This is a genomic window from Bradyrhizobium sp. AZCC 1693, assembly GCF_036924745.1.
In the GTDB taxonomy this organism is placed as follows: domain Bacteria; phylum Pseudomonadota; class Alphaproteobacteria; order Rhizobiales; family Xanthobacteraceae; genus Bradyrhizobium.
The window spans coordinates 4,093,667-4,111,612 of sequence record NZ_JAZHSD010000001.1 but is presented as its reverse complement, the minus strand read 5'-3'; the positions used below and the strand labels follow the sequence as shown (position 1 = coordinate 4,111,612).

The window sequence follows — 17,946 nt, the reverse complement described above, 5'->3', positions numbered from 1 at the left end:
GGACTCAACTGTCGTTAGGCGAGACCGTGAAGCAGGCCGCCCACATCGAGGTGGCCGACATCGGCGCTGGCACCGATCAGGGTCGGTGCGGAAACCGAGGCGTCGACGCCGCCAAGTCCAGCAAGGTCGGGGATCGACAGATCGATGCTCGGACTGGTTTCCAGCACCGCGCCGAGATCGAGCGTGTGCGACAGATCCGCCGTGCCGCCGGCACTGGCAGAAGCGCTGCCGCTAGCGCTTGCGCCGCCAAGGACGCCGGTGGCGGTTCCGAGCAGGCCATCGACGGTACCAAGCAGGTTTCCGAGTAGAGCAGCCATGTAGTCAACTCCTATGATAGTTGGCTGAAATGCGACGAACGTCGCGGTGCACAAAGCCGCGGGAGTCAGAAAGGTTGCGGACTCACATGCGGCGTTTTGGTGATCTTTTGTTGGGGGCGGAACTTTGCGGTGTTGCCGTTCGAAGGCCGGCCGACCATGATGTGAAATCTCGTAGGAAGATGTTTGGAAAACTTGATGCCGGAAGACCAAGCGGATGTCGTGGTGCTCGGCGCGGGCATTGTCGGCGTATCAACAGCCTATGCCGCGCGAGAGCGCGGGATGTCGGCCATTCTCGTCGACAGGCGCGAGCCGGGCAGCGAGACGTCATACGGCAATGCCGGCATCATCAGCAGCGGCTCGATCGCGCCGCTCAACAATCCGTCGCTGTGGAAGGTGCTGCCGAAATATCTGACCAACCGCCACGCCGCCTTGCGCTGGAATCCGCTGTGGGCGATTCAAAATGCGGGATGGGTCGCACGCTTTCTGGCCGATTCGGCAGCGTCGCGTTTCAGGCCGCGGGCGACCGCGCTGCGTGGGTTGATCGGCGCTTCCGCGAAATTGCACCGGGAATGGATCGTGAAAGCGGAAGCGGGGCATCGCATCCGCGAAACCGGCTGGCTCAAGGCGTGGCGCGGCGATGCGGCTGAAGCGGCGAAGCGGGAGCAGGCCCTGCTGGCCGAATACGGCATCGCCAGCGAATTGCTCGACCGCCAGGCCATCTCCGCGCTCGAGCCCGGCATCGTGCCCGTCTACAAGGTGGGCCTGCTGCACACGCAGACCGCCTCCGTCGATTCACCGGGCGCCGTGGTCAAGGCCTATGCGCGGATGTTCGCTCGTGCCGGCGGCAATATCAGGCAGGCGGACGTTAGGGCGATCGTGCCCGATGGCGATCGTTGGCGCGTTGTGCTGGCCGGAGGCGAGATTTCGGCGCGACATGTGGTGGTCGCGCTGGGACCGTGGTCCGCGGAAATTCTGCGGCCGCTCGGCTATCGCGTTCCGCTCGCCTTCGAGCGTGGCTACCATCGCGAATTCAAGCCGAATCCGGCGCGTCCGTTGCGGCGCCCGATCCATGACATCGACGGCGGTTTCATCATTACCCCGATGGAGCAGGGCATCCGTGTCACCTCAGGCGTCGAGCTGACCGGCCGCGATGCGCCTTCCTCGTTCGCCCAGCTCGATCAGGTGGTCCCGTTGGCGCGCGGCGTGGCCGAATTCGGCGATGCCGTCGGCGAAACATGGCGCGGCTCGCGGCCGACGTTGCCGGACAGCCTGCCGATGATCGGTGCGGCGCCCCGGCATGCCGGCCTGTGGCTTGCTTTCGGCAACCAGCATATCGGCTTCACGACCGGTCCCGCGACCGGCGCCGCCATTGCCGCCATGATCGGCGGCGCGCCGCCGCCCTTCGACGTCGCGCCGTTCGCGCCGGATCGCTACATTTCATGACGCCGCTGGCGCAACGCCGCTGCTCCGGCCGAGACCATGACGAAGCCGAGTATTCCGCTCACCCCTGGCGGTGACGAAGAACGGCTGCAGGTCCGCGCCGGGGCGTCGTGCGCCATATGTGATGAACTTCACAAATGGACGGGAACTTTCATGCTAGGGATCGGTCCGCCCCGGCCCCTTCGAAGATCAGCCCGCAGAGCAAGGATGCGAATAGCATGGACGACGTCCTGAACCTCGCCCAGGTCAAGGCCGAGCTGTCCTATCTCGCTCGTCTGGAGGAGAGGCGCGAGACCAATGTGGCGAGTTTGAAGCGCCTGAAGGAAGCCCGTGATGAGCTCCTCGGCAAGGGAAGTGAAGTCGCGGAGATATCAACCTCACGCAGATCCTAGAGCTGCCGATTGTTTCGCGGAGCCAGTCATCGTGCGGCGCTTTGCGCCGATCCGTTGGTCCGTAACGACGGCGCAAGTGGGCGATCTATCGTCTCAGCTCGGCGATGCCCAATTCCGTCCACATCCAGTCGAAGCTGTAACTCGCCATCGCACCGTCGGACTTGGCCGTCCGGTTTTCCATCATTTTGAGCCAGTCGGCGACCTTGGCGCGTCCGCTTTTGGTTTTGACCGCGGCGCGCGGCGATTTGTTTCCGAGCGACGGGACGGGCTGATCGAGCGTGTCGCGATAATGCCGGTCCAGGTAATCGTGGACGATGGCGCGCTGCTCTTCCTCCGAAAGATCGACCGGTCGAGGCGCATCCGTATCGCGTGACGCCAATATTTGCTCGACGGTTTCCGTAACAACCAAGGGCTGCCCGACGCGCTCTCCGAGTATCGTGGACAGCAGTTCAATCCCACGTTCCGAACGCTCCAGCGAATTGACCGACAGCACCAGGGTTCTGCCGTCAAGTTTCACGCCGCCCAGCACGAGCGTGCCGTCATCGCGCGTCGTTTCGATGGTCAGGGATTTCGATGGTCGGGCCCGGGCAGCCGATGCCGCGGCGCGTTTCTCCCGGCGGACCCAGTTCCAACGCGTCGCGGTTGCCGGCCGGAGATCGGCGCATGAATCCAGCGCCGCACGGACGTCGCCATCCGCCGTGCCGTCGGCGAGCGGATAGCTGATCGTGCATTGAAGGACCTCATCGCCGTCGGTGTTGCGCAAATCGGGCGTTTCCGGCTGTTCGGCCCGATCGATCGCGTCGATGAGCCAACAGGTTGTGAATGTCGAGCTTGCCGCGCGCAGCCTTTCGGTTTCCGAAAGGTTGGCGATGAGGGCCGCGTCGAAGTCTTCGCCCAACGTTTTGGCCAACTCCTTCTTTTCCTTTCGGCTGAGATTGCCGATGCTGCGAAGGCCTTCGATGAGATTTTCCGATGTCTCGTACTCGTACGGCAACACGGCGCCGCTGATCTGCGTCCGTTGCTCCACCTGAACGACGCGCCCGGCGAAGCGGTCCCATTGCTTCAGGGTGCGGGTTGCCGACCGCTCGCTGATCAGGACCGGCTCGCCTCCGCGCACGAGATCGCGCGCGCGGAACGATTTGTCGAGCACGACGTCGCTCACTTCATAGAGACTGACCACCGAATTTCGCAAAGCGGCTATATAGGCGCGAACGGATGCGGTTTCCTTCCATCCGCGGCGCTTCAGATAGTCGTCGACGATATTGCTGCCGTCGTCGAACTCCCGCGTCAGCAGGTCCTCGAAGGCGCAGGCCCAGACCGTGCTCATGAACAGGCCTTCGCCGAGGGTCTCGACGATGTCATCGAATCCGAGGCCGGTCTCGTCGCAGGTCGGAAGCACGTGATCTTCGAGGACCGCTTCAAATCGGTCGCGCCATGGCTCGCGCGTCGTCCATTTCATCAGTCCTTCGAGCAGATGCTTGCGCGCCATATTCCAGCTCCACCACGGTACCGGCGATCGCGGTCCGTGGCGATATTTTATCGTTCCGATGATGGTGTGCAATCGCTCGCAGCGAAATCAACAGGGTCTTGTCAACGCCGGTCCGGTTCCGGCGCCGGGCCGGCTGCAGGCTCGATCGTTATGCCGTTGATCTCGCACCATTCCCGCAGGGCCGCTTCAGTTGCCTTGTTCTCGAAATCGTACCATCGATCGAGGGCCTTCCGCCGTTGCAGGAGATCCTTGAACCGCGCATAGGCGCCCCTCTTGGCGAATATCCCCTGGATTTCATCGAATTCGTCCGGAAGAAATTGTCTGGCGAACTCGAACACCAGCGGCTGGCCGAGATCGAGCTCCTTCTTGTGAGGGATCGAGAGATATTTTTCCTCGTCCTCGGTATCGTCCGGCCACTCGTCGACGTCATCAGCCAATTCGGAATGCCATAGAAATTTACCGGTTTTCCGGCAGAGGACGGCCTCATGCTCGCCCGGCTGCCCGAGGCTGACGAATTCGAACGTATCTAGCAGATCATTCCAATCGACGGACATGATCGTTCTCCTGTTTGCTGCGCTCGCGATGACAGCTGAGATCAGCCGCCGTTCAAGTTCGCCGTCACATGCACGCCGGGCTTCCGCCCGGCATTCCACTTGCCGCCGATCGACCGCTCGATCTGTGCCGCCAGTTGCAACAGCAGCCCGTCACTGGCCTGCTTTCCGATCGCCTGGATGCCGAGCGGCAGCCCGTGCTCGTGGGTGGCGAGCGGCAGCGAGATCGCGGGGATGCCGCAGAGATTGGCGAGCGGCGTAAAGGCAAAATTTCGCCAGAGATTGCCGAACCAGTCCAGCACGGAAGGATTGTCGCTGATCGTGAGATATTCCGTCGTGCCGACCTTCGGCGTCGGCAATGCCGTGATCGGCGTCAGGATGATATCCCACTCCTCGAAGAAGGCGCCGAAGCCGCGCGAGGTCGAGTTGAACACCGCCTGCATGCGCGCCCGGTCGGCAAAGCTCATGTGCCGGCCCGCCTCCCAGATCCGCACGTTGACCGGTTCGATGAGATCGGCCGGCGGCTGCGTCAGCCCGCGTGCGGCGAGCATGTTGCCGATCACGACCGCAAAATTGCTGATGTAGCAGGTGGTCTGCGCCGCGAAGGCTTCGCGATAATTCATGTCGGGCAAGGCGTAATCGACGTGATGACCGAGCCCTTCCAGGAAACGCCCGACCTTTTCCAGCTCGGCTGCGATATGCGGCGTCGCGCGGTAATCGCCCCATTGGTGCGAGAGCGCGATTTTCAGCCGCCCCGGATCGCGCGCGATCATTCTGGTGTAGGGCTCCGGCGAACTCCAGAACGGCATGAATTCGCCCGGCGCCGGCCCGCGGCAGGCATCGACGAAGGCCGCGGTGTCGCGCACCGTGCGCGACTGGCAGCCCTGAATCGACACCAACCCGCTGAGGTCGGAGAGATGCGGCGACAGCGAGAACACGCCGCGCGACACCTTCAGCCCGATGTTGCCGTTGACGCCGGCCGGAATCCGGATCGAGCCGCCGCCATCGGTTGCATGCGCGATCGGCACTGCGCCGGCGGCAACCATAGCGGCGCTGCCGGCGGATGAGCCGCAGGTGGTGTAGTCGGTATTCCAGGGATTGCGCGTGACATAGACGGCGGGATTTTCGGCTGAACTGCAGACGCCGAACTCCGGTGTCGTGGTGCGGCCGATCAGATTGAGCCCGGCCGCGCGCATCTTCGACGTCAGAAAGGTGTCGGCGGTCGCGCGATTGCCGCGCATGATGAGCGAGCCCATTTCCTGCAGGCGGCCCCGCATCGTCGGGCCGAGGTCCTTCATCAGGAACGGAAGTCCGGCAAACGGCCCGTCGAGCGCGGTGCCGTCAGTGGCCGGATCGGCGACGGCGTCCTCAAATATTTCGACGACGCCCGACAGCGCGGGATCGACCCTGGCGATGCCGGCGACCGCCTGCGCGGCCAGTTCCGCGGCCGTCAGTTCACCCTTCGCGACGCGCGCGGCGAGCGCAACGCCGTCGTGCGCGGCCCATTCGTTCCAACTCATCGGCAAGTTCATTTAAATCCATCCTCTTACGGCTTCGGGCCTTGACGTGCTGGGAAAGCCGGCCGTGCTATTTGCGGCAATTCTGCCAGTTCTCACGCAAGCCAATTCTCAACCTTCAAACCGCGAATGCGTTTGAACTCATCCGTATTGGCGGTCACGATCGTGGCGCCGATCGTGCAGGCGTGGGCGGCGATCAGCAGATCGTTCGCGCCGATGGGCTTTCCGGCCGCTTCCAGTTCTGCGCGAACTCCGCCGTATTCGGTATCGGCCTGAACGTCAAATGGGAGCACATCGATCTCGGCAAGCAATTCTTCGACCGCTTTGCGCAGCCGGTCAGATCCGCTCTTCGCGCATCCATAGCGCAGCTCAGCCGCTACGATGATACTGGTGCATATGTTGTCCTCTCCCGCCTTGGCTATTCGCTTCGCGGTCTTGCCCTGCGGATTTCTGACCAGATCGGAGATGATGTTCGTGTCCAGCATGTAGCGGGTCAAAGTACGCGCTCCGGCGCCGGCACGGGATCATCGATTTCGGGAAAGCTTTCTTCGATCGGCTTCATCGCCTTGAGCAAGGCGACCAACCCACGCTTGCGCACCGGCTCAATCACCAAACGCTCGCCGTCGCGATGCATGATGGCCTCGTTGCCGGGCAGTTCGAACTCTACGGGGATACGGACCGCCTGATTACGGCCGTTGCGAAATAGTCTGACGTGCCGCTGCTCGGACATGAACTGGCTCCATTGGCATATGCCAAAGACATATGCCAATCCGGGACGGGATGCAAGCGGTAACGGCCCGTTCGTCCGAGCTCATCGGCGAGAACATGATCGGGGAAAGGGGCGGAACTGTTTTTCACCGGTCTACAGATCGGGTTTGTCGTGACATGACGGCCGCCCGCGCGGCAGCGCTTCAGGAACGAAAATCGATGCTGCGCACGATGATGCCGGGGGGCGTGCCCTCGAACTCCCCGGCCTGGAATTTGCGGGACGCGCACGCCTCGATCCGGTCCCGCAACCGCGCGAACTGTTCCTCGCGCTGGTTTGCCGGCGTCCGCGGCACGTGTTCCAGCTCATCCATCGCCGAAGCGCTGACGGCGCAGGGCACTTCCCTGGCGCCGTCCATCATGGAAAACAGCAGGACCATCCGGTCGTCGTCATAGCCTTGGATGTTGCCGCGCGCGAACGTCATCAGGCTTTCCTTCCGAAACGGAACGGACTTAACTCTTCTTTTTCGTTACCGGCGGATTGATTTCTGCGATCCTGCGCAGGCAGTCCGCTTCGGAAGAATGCGGGCCCGAGACGAAGGTTCCGCTGACCTTGGTTGAGTACCAGCCGGACTCCACCCCGAGGCGAAGCGATTCTTCCGTCATGACGTGACGTGGCGAGAGATTTTGCATCAGGTGCTTTCGGTTTGCGCCGTTCGATCCTGGTCGGGACGGCTGGATGAAGCGTACAGTTCTTTTAGGCCGAACATCGTCCCGTTCAGGTCTCCTCCCCGGAAAGCCGGGTGAGGTCCGCAAGCACCGCGGCCACGAGGTCGCGGTGATGCGTGTCGGTTGGCGCGAGACTGGCCGCATACAGGTTGAGCACGTAACGCACCTTGGCCACCGCCTCCGGCCACGAGGTGGCCGGCACGGCGAGGATCTCGATTTCGACAACGCCCTGCTTGTCACGCAACAGCTTTGCGTTGGCCTCGACTTCGGCGATCACACGACGGATATCGGTGGCCTTCTGCGCCGCCATGCCGCGATGTTTGTCGAGCTCGATCGGGGTCTCAGTCACGCGGCGCGCTCGCATCGATGCGTTGCGCGTCGGACAGATCGATCGGACTGATCGAGATCATTTCCATCGCGGAACGTTGCGGCGGCGCGCCGGGCACCATGATCATGGTGGCGACCCGCCGAAAGCATGGAAACGAAAGGCCCTCGATCAACTCCTCGTCGGTGATGATTTCGTAAGCTCCCGGCGCGAGCTGGCGGTCGACACCCCTGACGCGGAACGGATGCCTGAAATGAACCGTTTCCCGTCGCGTGCGCGTGGTCATGTCCACAGCCCGGCGAATCTGCGCGCGAAGACATGATGTTGTTCGGACATCGTCGCAGCGTGCGCGCTTTCGCGGCAATTAGCCATCGTTTTCTCTGCCGCCGGCTGCATTCGACCGAATAACCCGGCCAACGCCTTGTATTGGGTGGTTTCGTAGCCATTTCGAGCAGTCAGCAGCCTGAAAGGCATTTCGAATGAAGATTCGCATCGGATTCGAAATGCTCTACGATTTTCCGCAGCCGACGCCGATGATCATGGTGCTGGGCACACACTTCACCCGTGCGTCCGATGTCATCGTGCCGGACTTCCTCACCACCGACCCGGTCGTCGAAATCACGCCCTATCGCGATATGTTCGGCAATTGGTGCAGTCGCATGGTGGCGCCCGCCGGTCGCGTGCGTCTTGCAGGCGATGGTGTCGTCCGCGACAGCGGCCTGCCCGATCCGGTGTTTGCTTCGGCGGCTCAGCATGCGGTCGAGGATCTGCCCGCGGATACCCTGGTCTATCTGCTCGGCAGCCGCTATTGCGAGACCGACCGGCTTTCGGAAATCGCCTGGCAATTGTTCGAGAAAACGCCGCCGGGCTGGGCGCGGGTCCAGGCGATCTGCGATTTCGTGCATCATCACATCGCGTTCGGATACGAGCACGCGCGCGCCAGCAAGACGGCGTGGGAGGCCTATGAGGAAGGCAAGGGCGTGTGCCGCGACTATGCCCATCTCGCGGTCGCGTTCTGCCGCTGCATGAACATTCCCGCGCGCTATTGCACGGGATATCTAAGCGACATCGGCACGCCAAAACCCTGGGCCGCCGGCGATTTCGCCGGCTGGTTCGAAGCCTATATCGGCGGGCACTGGCGCACCTTCGATCCGCGCAACAACGTGCCAAGGATCGGCCGCATCCTGATCGCGCAGGGGCGCGATGCCTCCGATGTTCCGATTACCCAGACGTTCGGACCGAACACGCTGGTCAGCTTCAAGGTCTGGACCGATGAACTCGCTTGATCAGGGATGACCCTTCGTCCCTGCATTGATGATGACGGCAATAGTCAGGCTGGCTAGCTCAGCAAGGTACGGACCTTCATGGCGGAGTCATAGATCTCGATCTGAAGATATGGATAAGCCGACTTCAGCTTTCGGCCGGCGGCTTCAGCGGCGTCGGCGGTGTCAAACTCCGACTTGAAATGGCCGTCGACAATCGTCGCGAACCCTTCGGTAGGTGGCCTGTCGGCTCGTGTTGCTTTCTTCGGTTCCGGTTCGTCAATTGAGAGAAGAGGCTTTTTCATCGTTATTCCTTCCGCGTCACCGCGATTATCTTTGATCTGGTTTAGAAGCCGGTCTGAATTGACCGCGTGAGATGAGGAAGATGGAAGATGCTGCTTCCGATCTTGCCGGAGACCGGCTCACTGGACATCGTCAAATCCAGACGTCCATCACCTTGCGGCCCATGGGAGCCAAGGATGAGCGGTAATGAGTGCAGCAGACGCTCTTTGTGTCGCGATGTCGAGGGAAATCCCAAGCCGGCCTGGTGTGAGGCATCGCCGTCCAGGACAGGTTCGCGATCATCCTGCGCCGTTTTTGCGCTCGCTATCCCCGGGACGCAAGCCTAGTTTGATCATCACCGCGTTTCCTGCGGCGTCTATCGGTGACTGAGGGCATGCAATTCCGACGTAACCATCAAAACCCAGGGAGATCGACATGGCAAAGGGCGAGCAAAGAAGCAATCGGGAAGCCAAGAAACCCAAGAAAGAGAAGATCAAGGTGATTGCCGCGGCGCCAAGCCAGAAGGGCGCGGGCTGGCAGCCGACCTTGGGTACTGGCAAAAAGAAGTAATGACGGATGCCCCTTGATCGGGGCGGACCCATTTCCGAACCCTTCGGCAGCATACTCAGCCGATGGGGCAGCGTGCTGGCCGGCTGCCGTCCCAGCTCATCGGCCATGGAACCCATCCTCTCGGCGTGGATTCAGACCTTGGCGTGCGGCGCGGGCGAAACGACTATGCCTGCCGGCATCAGACTTTGATCAGCCGCAGCTTCGTGCCCCAGGGATCGGCGGTCTCGATGCCATTAGCGATCGCCGCAGCCGGCGCGCCCGCCTGCCGCAGACGCAGCGTTTGGGCCTGGAGGATTTCCTGCGCAGCGACCTCCAGCGAAAACCACGCAAGCCCGGTGGCTGTGTCGTCGCGCGGGCCGGCGCCGGCGCTCTGCCAGACGTTGAGGCCGAGGTGATGGTGATAGCGCCCCGAGGACAGGAACGCGGCGCCGCTTCGCTTACGGGTTGGAGCGAAGCCGATGGTGCCGGCATAGAAGCGGTCAGCCTGTTCGAGATCGCCGACGCGCAGATGGATGTGGCCGATGCGCAGATCATCGGGGGCCCTGGCATAGTTGGTCGTGCGCGTATCCGTCAGCGCCAGCAGGCCGTCAATGTCGAGTTGATCGGTTGCCATCGCGACCGAGCCGGCCTCCCATTTCCAGAGCTCGGGCGCGCGATCCGCATAGACCTCGATGCCGTTGCCTTCGGGGTCGTCGAGATAAACGGACTCGCTGACGAGGTGGTCGGCAAAGCCGGACAGCGGGACCTTATTCTTCGCGGCGTGCACCAGCCAGCGCGCGAGGTCCTTGCGCGTCGGCATCAGGAAGGCGGTGTGATAGAGGCCCGCCGCGTTCCGCGCCTCGCGTGCGGCGCCTTCGCGGCGTTCGAGGTCGAGCAGCACCACGCCGCCCGAGCCGAGACGCGCGCTTGTGGCCGAGCGCTGCATCACCGTCAGGCCGATCGCGTCGCGATAATAATTGGCGACGAGGTCGAGGTCGCGCACGCGCAACGTCACCATGCCGATCCGCATCGGCGTCCGGTTGGCAAAGGTCGGCCCACCGCCGGTCCCCTCCGCCTGCGCCGCGGCAACGGCCGCAGCCGACAGCGAGGAAGCGCCGGCGAGATGAAGCAGGGTGCGGCGGGTCAGGTCGATGGTCATGAAGGCTCCTCCAGAGATCGGTACAGCGAAGCAAATCCTGCGCCGGATTCCAAGCCGCAGTAGTGCCGCTCCCGTCATTCTCAGGCAACGTCGTCCACCCCAGCCTTTCAATTTTGCGATAGAAGCCATGTCCACATTCAAATTCCTTGTTCCTCTGCCGCGATCTATTCTGCAGGCAAATCAACCCCTGAATCGCAGAGGAAACCGAGCCCGATGGCGGAAGCAGCAAAATCACGTGGCGAGGCCCCTGCGGCGCTGCCGACGTGGCCGGACGAGATCTACCGCGTGCTCAAGGACGCCGGCATCCGCCAGGTCGCGATGGTGCCGGACGCCGGCCACAGCCGCCTGATCCGTTCCTTCGAGGCCGATCCGGAAACCCGCGTCGTGACGCTGACGACGGAAGAGGAAGGCGTGGCGATGCTGGCCGGCGCATGGCTCGGCGGCGAGCGCGGGGTTCTGTTGTTGCAGTCGAGTGGCGTCGGCAACTGCATCAACATGCTGTCGCTGCCCGTGATCTGCCACATGCCGCTATTGATGATCGTCACCATGCGCGGCGATTGGGGCGAGTTCAATCCGTGGCAGATCCCGATGGGGCAGGGGACGCGGCCCTCGCTGGAGGCCATGGGCGTGATCGTGAACAAGGTGGACGAGCCTGATCTCGTCGCATCAGCCGTGCAGGGCGCGGCGCACCTTGCCTTCAACACCTGGAAGCCGGTGGCGGTGCTGATCGGGCAGCGCGTGCTCGGCGCCAAGAATTTCAAGGAGCTTGCCCGCAAATGACCAATCCCAACGCGCTTCTGCATCGCCGCGACGTCGTCAACAAATTGCTGCGCGATCGCGCCGATCTCCTCGTCATCGCAGGTCTCGGCGCGCCGAACTGGGACGTCTCCGCCGCCGGCGATCATCCCAACAATTTCCCGCTTTGGGGCGCGATGGGCGGCGCCTCCATGATCGGGCTCGGGCTGGCGCTGGCGCAGCCGAAGCGCAAAGTACTCGTCATCACCGGCGACGGCGAGATGCTGATGAATATCGGCTCGCTCGCGTCAATCGCGGTGGAAGCGCCGAAGAATCTGACGATCGCCGTCCTCGACAACGAGCGTTTTGGCGAGACCGGCATGCAGAAAACGCCCACGGCTTCCGGCGTCGACCTCGCCGCCATCGCTACCGCCTGCGGTATCCGCACCTCGCGCATCGTTCGCACGATGGCCGAAGTCGCTGAGCTCCGCGACCTCACGCATGAGGGAAGGGGAACGGCCTTCGCGCAGATCAAGATCAATCCCGAGGCGCTGGCCTTCGTGATGCCGCCGGCGGACGGCGTCATCCTGACGACGCGCTTCCGGCAATCGGTGCTGGGCGACGAGGCGCTGTTTAATTGAGGGGTTCTCTCTCCGTCATGCCCGGGCTTGTCCCGGGCATCCACGTCTTTGGCTGTCTCGGTGCAAGAAAGACGTGGATGGCCGGGTCAAGCCCGGCCATGACGGTGAATGCAGCCTCACTACGCCGTCATGTTGATCTTCCACAGCCCTTCCTTCGACAGCTGTTGAATCTCCGACACGATCAGCGTCGCAATCGTCGTCGTTGCGATCGACGGCGGATGGGCGATCGGCGACGCCAGAATGAGTTCGCGCGACACCGACGGGCTGACGGCGGCCATCTCCAGGCGCTTCGCCGCCACCTCGGTGCGGATCGCAGACGGCGGCAGCAGCGTGTAGCCGAGCCCTTCCTCCATCAGGCTGATCTGCGCGCGATAGGAATCGACCTCGATCATGGTGTCGAGCTTCAATTTCTCGCGCGCCAGCGCCTTTTCCAGCAGCGCCCGCAAGCCGTGCGAGATGCTCGGCAGAATCAGCTTCTGCTTTACCAGCCATTTCAGGTCGACCTGCTTCCGCTTGCCGAGGCCCGAACCCGGCGGCCCGACGGCGACGATATCCTCGCGGCCGATCGACTGGACCTGAAGGTGGAGATCGACCGCCGGTCCATAGATGATCGCGAGATCCATTTCGCCGCGGTGCAGCCATTCGACCAGATGGCCGCCATAACTCTCCACGATGCGCAGCGAGACGTCGGGAAATTCGTTGATGACGCGGCGGGCGAACCGTCCGGACAGCACCGCGCTCACCGTCGGCACCAGCCCAAGGATGACGCGGCCCGACGGATTGCCGTTGGCCGATTTGAGGTCGTCGCTGACCTGTTCGATCTGGCGGATCAGGCCCGTGGTCCGGTCGAGCAGCATCCGGCCGGCGCTGGTCAACAGCATGCCGCGGCCGTTGCGGACGAACAGCTCGACGCGAAGCTCGTGCTCGAGCAGCTTGATGTGGCGGCTCAGCGCGGGTTGGGCGGCGCGCAGCCGGTCCGCCGCCTTGCTGAGGCTGCCCAGCTCGGCCACGGCGCGGAAGGTGCGCAATTGCTTGAGGTCCATCGGATGCCTAAACGCTCATTCTCCAGGCATCATACGTGGTTTCGGGCAGGTCTGTGCAATTAGATCAATGCTCCCATGACATGAGTGTTAATGGCGTTGCCGGGCGTGACGGGCCGCGCGCGATGCTGTTAGTCATGGAAGTCAGATCCACACTTGGAATTCCCGATTCATGACCTTCCCGTCCGTCACCCCGTCCGAAATACGCACCGCACTGCTGCTGCGCGATGAAATCGCGCTGCTCGATATCAGGCACGAGGCCGTCTTCGCTACCGGCCATCCCCTGTTTGCGGCCAACATGGCGGCCGACCGGATCACGCTGGAGGCCGAAGTGAGGCTGCCGCGCAAGGACGTGCCGATCGTCATCTATGATGACGGCGAAGGCCTCGTCGACGTGGCGGCGGATCGCCTGAAAGCCCTGGGCTACAGCAATATCCGCCAGCTCGATGGCGGGCTGCAGGGTTGGAAACAGGCGGGCTTTGAGCTGTTCCAGGACGTCAATTCCTATGCCAAGGCCTTTGGCGAACTGGTGGAGGCGCGCCGCCACACGCCTTCGCTGGCCGCCGAGGAAGTCAGTGCCCTGATCGCAAAGGGTGCCAACATTCAAATCCTCGACGTCCGCCGGTTCGACGAATACGCGACCATGAATATCCCGGGCTCGATCAGCGTGCCCGGCGCGGAACTGGTGCTGCGTGCCGGCCGCGCTGCGCCGAATTCCAAAACCACGATTATCGTCAATTGTGCCGGCCGCACCCGGTCGATCATCGGCACCCAATCGCTGATCAACGCCGGCGTCACCAACAAGGTGCGGGCGCTGCGCAACGGCACGATCGGCTGGACGTTGGCCAAGCAGAAGCTCGAACATGGCTCCGACAGGCGCGGCGAGATCGGCGCCATCGAAGGCGGCGAAGCCAATGCGCGTGACGTCGCCTATCGCGCCGGCGTCCGGCACATCGGCCTTGCGGAGATGGCGGCGCTGCAGGCGCAGGCCGATCGTACGCTGTATCGCTTCGACGTGCGCTCGGAAGAGGAATACACGGCTGGCCATCTCGCGGGCTTTCGCCATTACCCCGGCGGGCAACTGGTGCAGGAGATCGACATGGCCGCACCCGCACGCGGCGCGCGCATCGTGCTGACCGACGATTTGCGTGTCCGCGCCGACATGACCGCGTCCTGGCTCGCGCAGATGGGATGGGAAACCTATGTGCTCGAAGGCGGCTATGACGGCAAGCTGGAAGTCGGGCCGCCGCGCGTCATTCCAAAGCCAGATCCGTCACACCGCTATCGCCGTCCCTACGAGGGCACCGATATCAAGGAAAGCGCGATGCAGGCTTATCTCGACTGGGAATACGGCCTCGTCGAACAACTCCGCCGCGACGCCACGCACGGATTCTTCGTGATCTGATTGGCCGGGACGATCCGTAGGATGGGTGGAGCGTCTTGTCGCGCCGTCGCTCAAAGAGCGAAGGCGATACCCATCAATCGTCGCCCATCATGCTCTCGAGCTTCTCCGCCGCATAATTCTCGCCGATCGACAGCGCGCAAATTCGCGAGAGCTGCACATAGGAAAGCCCCGTTTCCTCGGCCCATGCGTTGAACTGCGCCTGCACCTTGGCGAGGTCGCGCTTGGAGGTGACGGTCTCGGCGATGTCGAGCCCGGCGTCGCGCAGGCACAGCACGACGTCCTTCGACGTGACAAAACCGTCCCAGCCGAGGAAGCGCAGCATCATCTGCCCGGTATTGCCGCCGAGCCGGCTGCCGCGCTTGGCCAGCAGTTCGAGCAGTCCGGCCTCGTCGGACGAGGGCCAGTTCGCGAGGAACTTGCCAAAACTGCCGTGCTCCCTGGCGATGTCCCGGACGAAGCTTGCATTGGCGCGCACCGACATGATCTTGGCGCCATTGCGGACGATGCGGGTGTCCTTCATCAGATCGTCCCAGAACTCGTCCGGCTTCAGCGACAGCGGCCCCGCCTTGAAGCCGAGAAACGCCTTTTCGAAGCCTGCCCATTTGTTCTCGATCACGCTCCAGGCAAAGCCCGCGCAAAACACCCGCCTGGTCATTTCCGCGAGAATCCGGTCGTCGCCGAGCCTGGCGAGCGTCTTCGGGTCGGGTTTGGCCGGCAGTAGCCTGGCGAGCGCCTTGGAGCCGCCCTTGCGCTTCTCGGCCCGGGCGCGAATGGTCTTGAACGCGGTCACAGCCTACGGCTCCCTGAAATGCCCTGAAACCATAGTTTAGAAGTGATCGGCTGACCTGCAAAGAAACGATGGCGCGCCCGCTGGTTTTCGCCTAAAGCATCCCCACCTCATTGAAATCCGTCAGGCCGTGTCCCTGCGCGTCGTTAATTGCGCAGTTTCGAGCCATTTCGGTTCGGGGCGATATTCAACATTTTCCGGCTGATCAAGCCAACCAGGGTCTGACATCTCGTGACATTCTTGACCGCAAGCCCGCCGCTCGCCCGAGCTTTGGCGGAACGCAACTTCGATCGGCTGACACAGGTCCAGACGGCGGTGCTGGCCGACGATGCCGCCGGCCGCGACTTGCTGGTTTCGGCGCAGACCGGTTCGGGCAAGACCGTCGCCTATGGCCTGGCGGTTGCAAACAACCTGCTGGATGGCGCGGAACGGTTTGAGCGCGCCGCCGCTCCGCTGGCGCTGATCGTCGCACCGACGCGCGAACTGGCGCTTCAAGTGCATCGCGAACTCGCCTGGCTCTATCAGCATGCGGACGCGCGCGTGGTTTCCTGCGTCGGCGGCATGGATCCGCGCCGCGAGCAGCGTGAGCTGGCCGCGGGCGCCCACATCGTGGTTGGCACACCCGGGCGGCTCTGCGATCATCTGCGGCGCGGCCGGCTCGATGTTTCGGAACTGAAGGCGATCGTGCTCGACGAGGCCGACGAGATGCTCGATCTCGGCTTCCGCGAGGACATGGAATTCATCCTGCAGGCCACGCCGGACGATCGCCGCACGCTGTTGTTCTCGGCGACGCTGCCGCGCGGCATCGTCGCGCTGGCGAAAGAGTATCAGCAATCGGCCTTTCGCGTCGAAGTCGCCGGCGACGAGGGCGGACACGCCGACATCGAGTATCGCGCGATCAGGATCGCAGCCGGCGATGTCGAGCACGCCGTGGTCAATCTCCTGCGCTACTTCGAATCGCCGGGTACGCTGGTGTTCTGCAACACCCGCGACGCCGTCCGGCATCTGCAGGCCACGCTGCTGGAGCGCGGCTTCTCGGTGGTGGCGCTGTCGGGCGAATTGACCCAGAACGAGCGGACACTGGCGCTGCAGGCGCTGCGCGATGGCCGCGCCCGCGTCTGCGTTGCGACCGACGTTGCCGCGCGCGGCATCGACCTGCCGAACCTCGATCTCGTCATCCATGCCGACCTGCCGAACGATCCGGAAGTCATGCAGCACCGCTCCGGGCGCACCGGGCGGGCGGGCCGCAAGGGCGTCAGCATATTGCTGGTGCCGCCGGCGCGGCGGCGGCGCGCGGACATGCTGCTCAAACTCGCCGGTATCGATGCGGTCTGGGGCTTGGCGCCGCAGCCGGATGAAATTCGCAAACTCGATCAGGAGCGCATGCTGCGCGATGATCTGTTCGCGGCGGAGACGACATCAGACGATCTGGTGCTGGCGCAGGCTCTGCTCGCCGAGCGGTCGGCGGAGGACATTGCCGCGGCGCTGGCGCGGCTCTATCGCGCGCGATTGCCATCGCCCGAGGACATCGTCGATCCCGGCGAGGATCGCGTCAAATCCCGGGCGGAACGCGCTCGGGAGAGGACCGATCGCGAAGCCGGACAGGGATCGAAGCCTGCAAAATCATCGCCGCGCCACCGCATGGCGGAAGACACCGTCTGGTTCAGTGCTGCGATCGGCCGCCGGAAGAATGCCGAAGCGCGCTGGCTGCTGCCGATGCTGTGCCGCCGCGGCAGCATCAAGAAGGAGGACATCGGCGCCATCCGCATTCTGGATACCGTGACCGAGTTCGAGATTTCTGCGCGCGTCGCGGACCGCTTCGCCGCGCGAATCCGCCGTCCCGACAAGGAAGACAGCATCCGCATCGAGGCGCTTACAAGTGCCTCGCCGCGCGAGGAGGCTCGCGAGAAGGAATGGACACCAAAGCCGCACGGCAAGAACGCAAAGTCCCCTGACAAGCCGGCGTTTGACAAGAAGGCGCATTACGGTACCAAAAGGCGGGATCGAGGCGAGCAGGCGCACGCGGGAAAGCCGCGGCATGAACATGGAGCGTCTGCAAAGCCCGCATTCGGCAAGAAGAAGAAGAAGTTTCGTGGCTGACCGGAGCGACCATCGCTGAAAGCGCCGGCGCTCACCTGCCACGCAGATGAGGAGCCATCATGAGCGTCTACATCATCGCGCAACTGAAGTTCACCCGCCGCGAACTGTACGACCGCTATCAGTCGCGCTTCATGGGCGTATTCAAGAAGTTAAGGGCAAGCTCTTGGTGGCGGACGCGCAGCCCGTGGTGCTGGAAGGCGACTGGCCCCGCGACAAGGTCGTGATCATGGAATTCCCGGATGAGGCTGCGGCCAGGGAATTCCAGAATTCGCCGGAGTATCAGGAGATTTCCGTCGATCGTAAGGCAGGCGCCGACGCCATCGTGCTCACAGTGAGCGGCGTATCGACCGCGCAACCATCGAATGCTTGACCTCGCCGAAGAATTATCTCGGACTTTGCGCCCGAGATGGCGGACCGCGCGGCCTCGAAGCGTTGGGTTGATCCACGCCGGGATGTCCTGAGCGCGTCTCTCCTCAAGCGCCTGTCAAGGGTTCGTCAAGCTACCTCACGTCCATTTGTTT

At 63.3% G+C, this 17,946-nt stretch carries 24 protein-coding genes; 10 read left to right on the top strand and 14 right to left on the bottom strand.

Going from position 1 to position 17,946, the window contains the following annotated elements; all coding sequences use genetic code 11:
• Window positions 1-14: 14 nt before the first annotated feature.
• Window positions 15-317, bottom strand: coding sequence for a hypothetical protein (locus tag V1293_RS19670; protein ID WP_334511503.1), 303 nt, complete (start codon window positions 315-317; stop codon window positions 15-17).
• A 195-nt stretch (window positions 318-512) separates the two neighbouring features.
• On the opposite strand from V1293_RS19670, the gene V1293_RS19665 reads away from it, so the two are divergent.
• Both V1293_RS19665 and V1293_RS19660 read left to right on the top strand, forming a co-directional pair.
• Window positions 513-1,760 (top strand): NAD(P)/FAD-dependent oxidoreductase, encoded by a 1,248-nt coding sequence (locus V1293_RS19665; RefSeq protein WP_334511501.1) that lies wholly within the window; start codon window positions 513-515, stop codon window positions 1,758-1,760.
• A gap of 215 nt (window positions 1,761-1,975) precedes the next feature.
• Complete coding sequence (locus V1293_RS19660) at window positions 1,976-2,149, top strand: hypothetical protein (protein WP_334511500.1); 174 nt, start codon at window positions 1,976-1,978, stop codon at window positions 2,147-2,149.
• Window positions 2,150-2,234: 85 nt separating this feature from the next.
• Here V1293_RS19660 and V1293_RS19655 read toward each other — a convergent pair whose 3' ends face one another.
• The 9 genes from V1293_RS19655 to V1293_RS19615 all read right to left on the bottom strand — a co-directional run bounded on the left by V1293_RS19655 (window position 2,235) and on the right by V1293_RS19615 (window position 7,751).
• Entirely contained in the window at window positions 2,235-3,299 is a 1,065-nt protein-coding gene (locus V1293_RS19655; RefSeq protein ID WP_334511499.1) for a hypothetical protein, read from the bottom strand.
• Window positions 3,300-3,739: 440 nt separating this feature from the next.
• Window positions 3,740-4,192 (bottom strand): hypothetical protein, encoded by a 453-nt coding sequence (locus V1293_RS19650; protein ID WP_334511498.1) that lies wholly within the window; start codon window positions 4,190-4,192, stop codon window positions 3,740-3,742.
• 41 nt (window positions 4,193-4,233) lie between these two features.
• Window positions 4,234-5,721, bottom strand: coding sequence for an amidase (locus V1293_RS19645; RefSeq protein WP_334511497.1), 1,488 nt, complete (start codon window positions 5,719-5,721; stop codon window positions 4,234-4,236).
• 80 nt (window positions 5,722-5,801) lie between these two features.
• Window positions 5,802-6,191, bottom strand: coding sequence for a type II toxin-antitoxin system VapC family toxin (locus V1293_RS19640; protein WP_442894360.1), 390 nt, complete (start codon window positions 6,189-6,191; stop codon window positions 5,802-5,804).
• A gap of 8 nt (window positions 6,192-6,199) precedes the next feature.
• Window positions 6,200-6,436 (bottom strand): antitoxin, encoded by a 237-nt coding sequence (locus V1293_RS19635; protein ID WP_334511495.1) that lies wholly within the window; start codon window positions 6,434-6,436, stop codon window positions 6,200-6,202.
• Between the two features lie 181 nt (window positions 6,437-6,617).
• Complete coding sequence (locus V1293_RS19630; RefSeq protein WP_334511494.1) at window positions 6,618-6,896, bottom strand: DUF1488 domain-containing protein; 279 nt, start codon at window positions 6,894-6,896, stop codon at window positions 6,618-6,620.
• A 28-nt stretch (window positions 6,897-6,924) separates the two neighbouring features.
• A complete protein-coding gene (locus V1293_RS19625) occupies window positions 6,925-7,104 on the bottom strand; it encodes a hypothetical protein (protein ID WP_334486279.1) in 180 nt (59 codons plus the stop codon).
• Between the two features lie 85 nt (window positions 7,105-7,189).
• A complete protein-coding gene (locus V1293_RS19620; RefSeq protein ID WP_334511493.1) occupies window positions 7,190-7,489 on the bottom strand; it encodes a hypothetical protein in 300 nt (99 codons plus the stop codon).
• Window positions 7,482-7,751: a hypothetical protein gene (locus V1293_RS19615; RefSeq protein ID WP_334511492.1), complete on the bottom strand. Its 270-nt coding sequence runs from the start codon at window positions 7,749-7,751 to the stop codon at window positions 7,482-7,484. Before V1293_RS19615 ends, V1293_RS19620 begins: the two co-directional genes overlap by 8 nt.
• 193 nt (window positions 7,752-7,944) lie before the next feature.
• Here V1293_RS19615 and V1293_RS19610 point away from each other — a divergent pair, with 193 nt between their 5' ends.
• A complete protein-coding gene (locus tag V1293_RS19610) occupies window positions 7,945-8,751 on the top strand; it encodes a transglutaminase-like domain-containing protein (protein WP_334511491.1) in 807 nt (268 codons plus the stop codon).
• Window positions 8,752-8,804: 53 nt separating this feature from the next.
• On the opposite strand, the gene V1293_RS19605 is transcribed toward V1293_RS19610, so the two are convergent.
• Window positions 8,805-9,032, bottom strand: coding sequence for a hypothetical protein (locus tag V1293_RS19605; RefSeq protein ID WP_334511490.1), 228 nt, complete (start codon window positions 9,030-9,032; stop codon window positions 8,805-8,807).
• Window positions 9,033-9,444: 412 nt separating this feature from the next.
• On the opposite strand from V1293_RS19605, the gene V1293_RS19600 reads away from it, so the two are divergent.
• Window positions 9,445-9,579 carry a hypothetical protein gene (locus V1293_RS19600; protein ID WP_334511489.1) on the top strand — a complete coding sequence of 45 codons (135 nt, stop codon included), beginning with the start codon at window positions 9,445-9,447 and terminating at the stop codon, window positions 9,577-9,579.
• A gap of 178 nt (window positions 9,580-9,757) precedes the next feature.
• On the opposite strand, the gene V1293_RS19595 is transcribed toward V1293_RS19600, so the two are convergent.
• Window positions 9,758-10,717, bottom strand: a complete 960-nt coding sequence (locus V1293_RS19595) for a VOC family protein (RefSeq protein WP_334511488.1) — start codon at window positions 10,715-10,717, stop codon at window positions 9,758-9,760.
• A 213-nt stretch (window positions 10,718-10,930) separates the two neighbouring features.
• On the opposite strand from V1293_RS19595, the gene V1293_RS19590 reads away from it, so the two are divergent.
• Both V1293_RS19590 and V1293_RS19585 read left to right on the top strand, forming a co-directional pair.
• On the top strand, window positions 10,931-11,497 hold the full coding sequence (locus V1293_RS19590) for a thiamine pyrophosphate-binding protein (protein WP_334511487.1): 567 nt from the start codon (window positions 10,931-10,933) through the stop codon (window positions 11,495-11,497).
• A complete protein-coding gene (locus V1293_RS19585) occupies window positions 11,494-12,093 on the top strand; it encodes a thiamine pyrophosphate-dependent enzyme (protein WP_334511486.1) in 600 nt (199 codons plus the stop codon). Before V1293_RS19590 ends, V1293_RS19585 begins: the two co-directional genes overlap by 4 nt.
• Window positions 12,094-12,212: 119 nt before the next feature.
• On the opposite strand, the gene V1293_RS19580 is transcribed toward V1293_RS19585, so the two are convergent.
• Entirely contained in the window at window positions 12,213-13,136 is a 924-nt protein-coding gene (locus V1293_RS19580; RefSeq protein WP_334511485.1) for a LysR family transcriptional regulator, read from the bottom strand.
• A gap of 169 nt (window positions 13,137-13,305) precedes the next feature.
• Here V1293_RS19580 and V1293_RS19575 point away from each other — a divergent pair, with 169 nt between their 5' ends.
• Window positions 13,306-14,538, top strand: a complete 1,233-nt coding sequence (locus V1293_RS19575) for a rhodanese-like domain-containing protein (RefSeq protein ID WP_334511484.1) — start codon at window positions 13,306-13,308, stop codon at window positions 14,536-14,538.
• 73 nt (window positions 14,539-14,611) lie between these two features.
• Here V1293_RS19575 and V1293_RS19570 read toward each other — a convergent pair whose 3' ends face one another.
• Window positions 14,612-15,328 (bottom strand): DNA-3-methyladenine glycosylase I, encoded by a 717-nt coding sequence (locus V1293_RS19570; protein ID WP_334511483.1) that lies wholly within the window; start codon window positions 15,326-15,328, stop codon window positions 14,612-14,614.
• Window positions 15,329-15,556: 228 nt separating this feature from the next.
• Between V1293_RS19570 and V1293_RS19565 the strand changes: the two genes are divergently transcribed.
• Genes V1293_RS19565 through V1293_RS19555 form a run of 3 tightly spaced genes read left to right on the top strand, consistent with a single transcriptional unit; the run spans window position 15,557 to window position 17,795 of the window.
• The gene (locus V1293_RS19565; RefSeq protein WP_334511482.1) at window positions 15,557-17,425 is read left to right on the top strand and encodes a DEAD/DEAH box helicase; all 1,869 of its coding nucleotides are present in this window, start codon (window positions 15,557-15,559) and stop codon (window positions 17,423-17,425) included.
• A 59-nt stretch (window positions 17,426-17,484) separates the two neighbouring features.
• A complete protein-coding gene (locus V1293_RS19560) occupies window positions 17,485-17,649 on the top strand; it encodes a hypothetical protein (protein ID WP_334511481.1) in 165 nt (54 codons plus the stop codon).
• Complete coding sequence (locus V1293_RS19555; RefSeq protein ID WP_334511480.1) at window positions 17,592-17,795, top strand: DUF1330 domain-containing protein; 204 nt, start codon at window positions 17,592-17,594, stop codon at window positions 17,793-17,795. Before V1293_RS19560 ends, V1293_RS19555 begins: the two co-directional genes overlap by 58 nt.
• Window positions 17,796-17,946 lie beyond the last annotated feature (151 nt).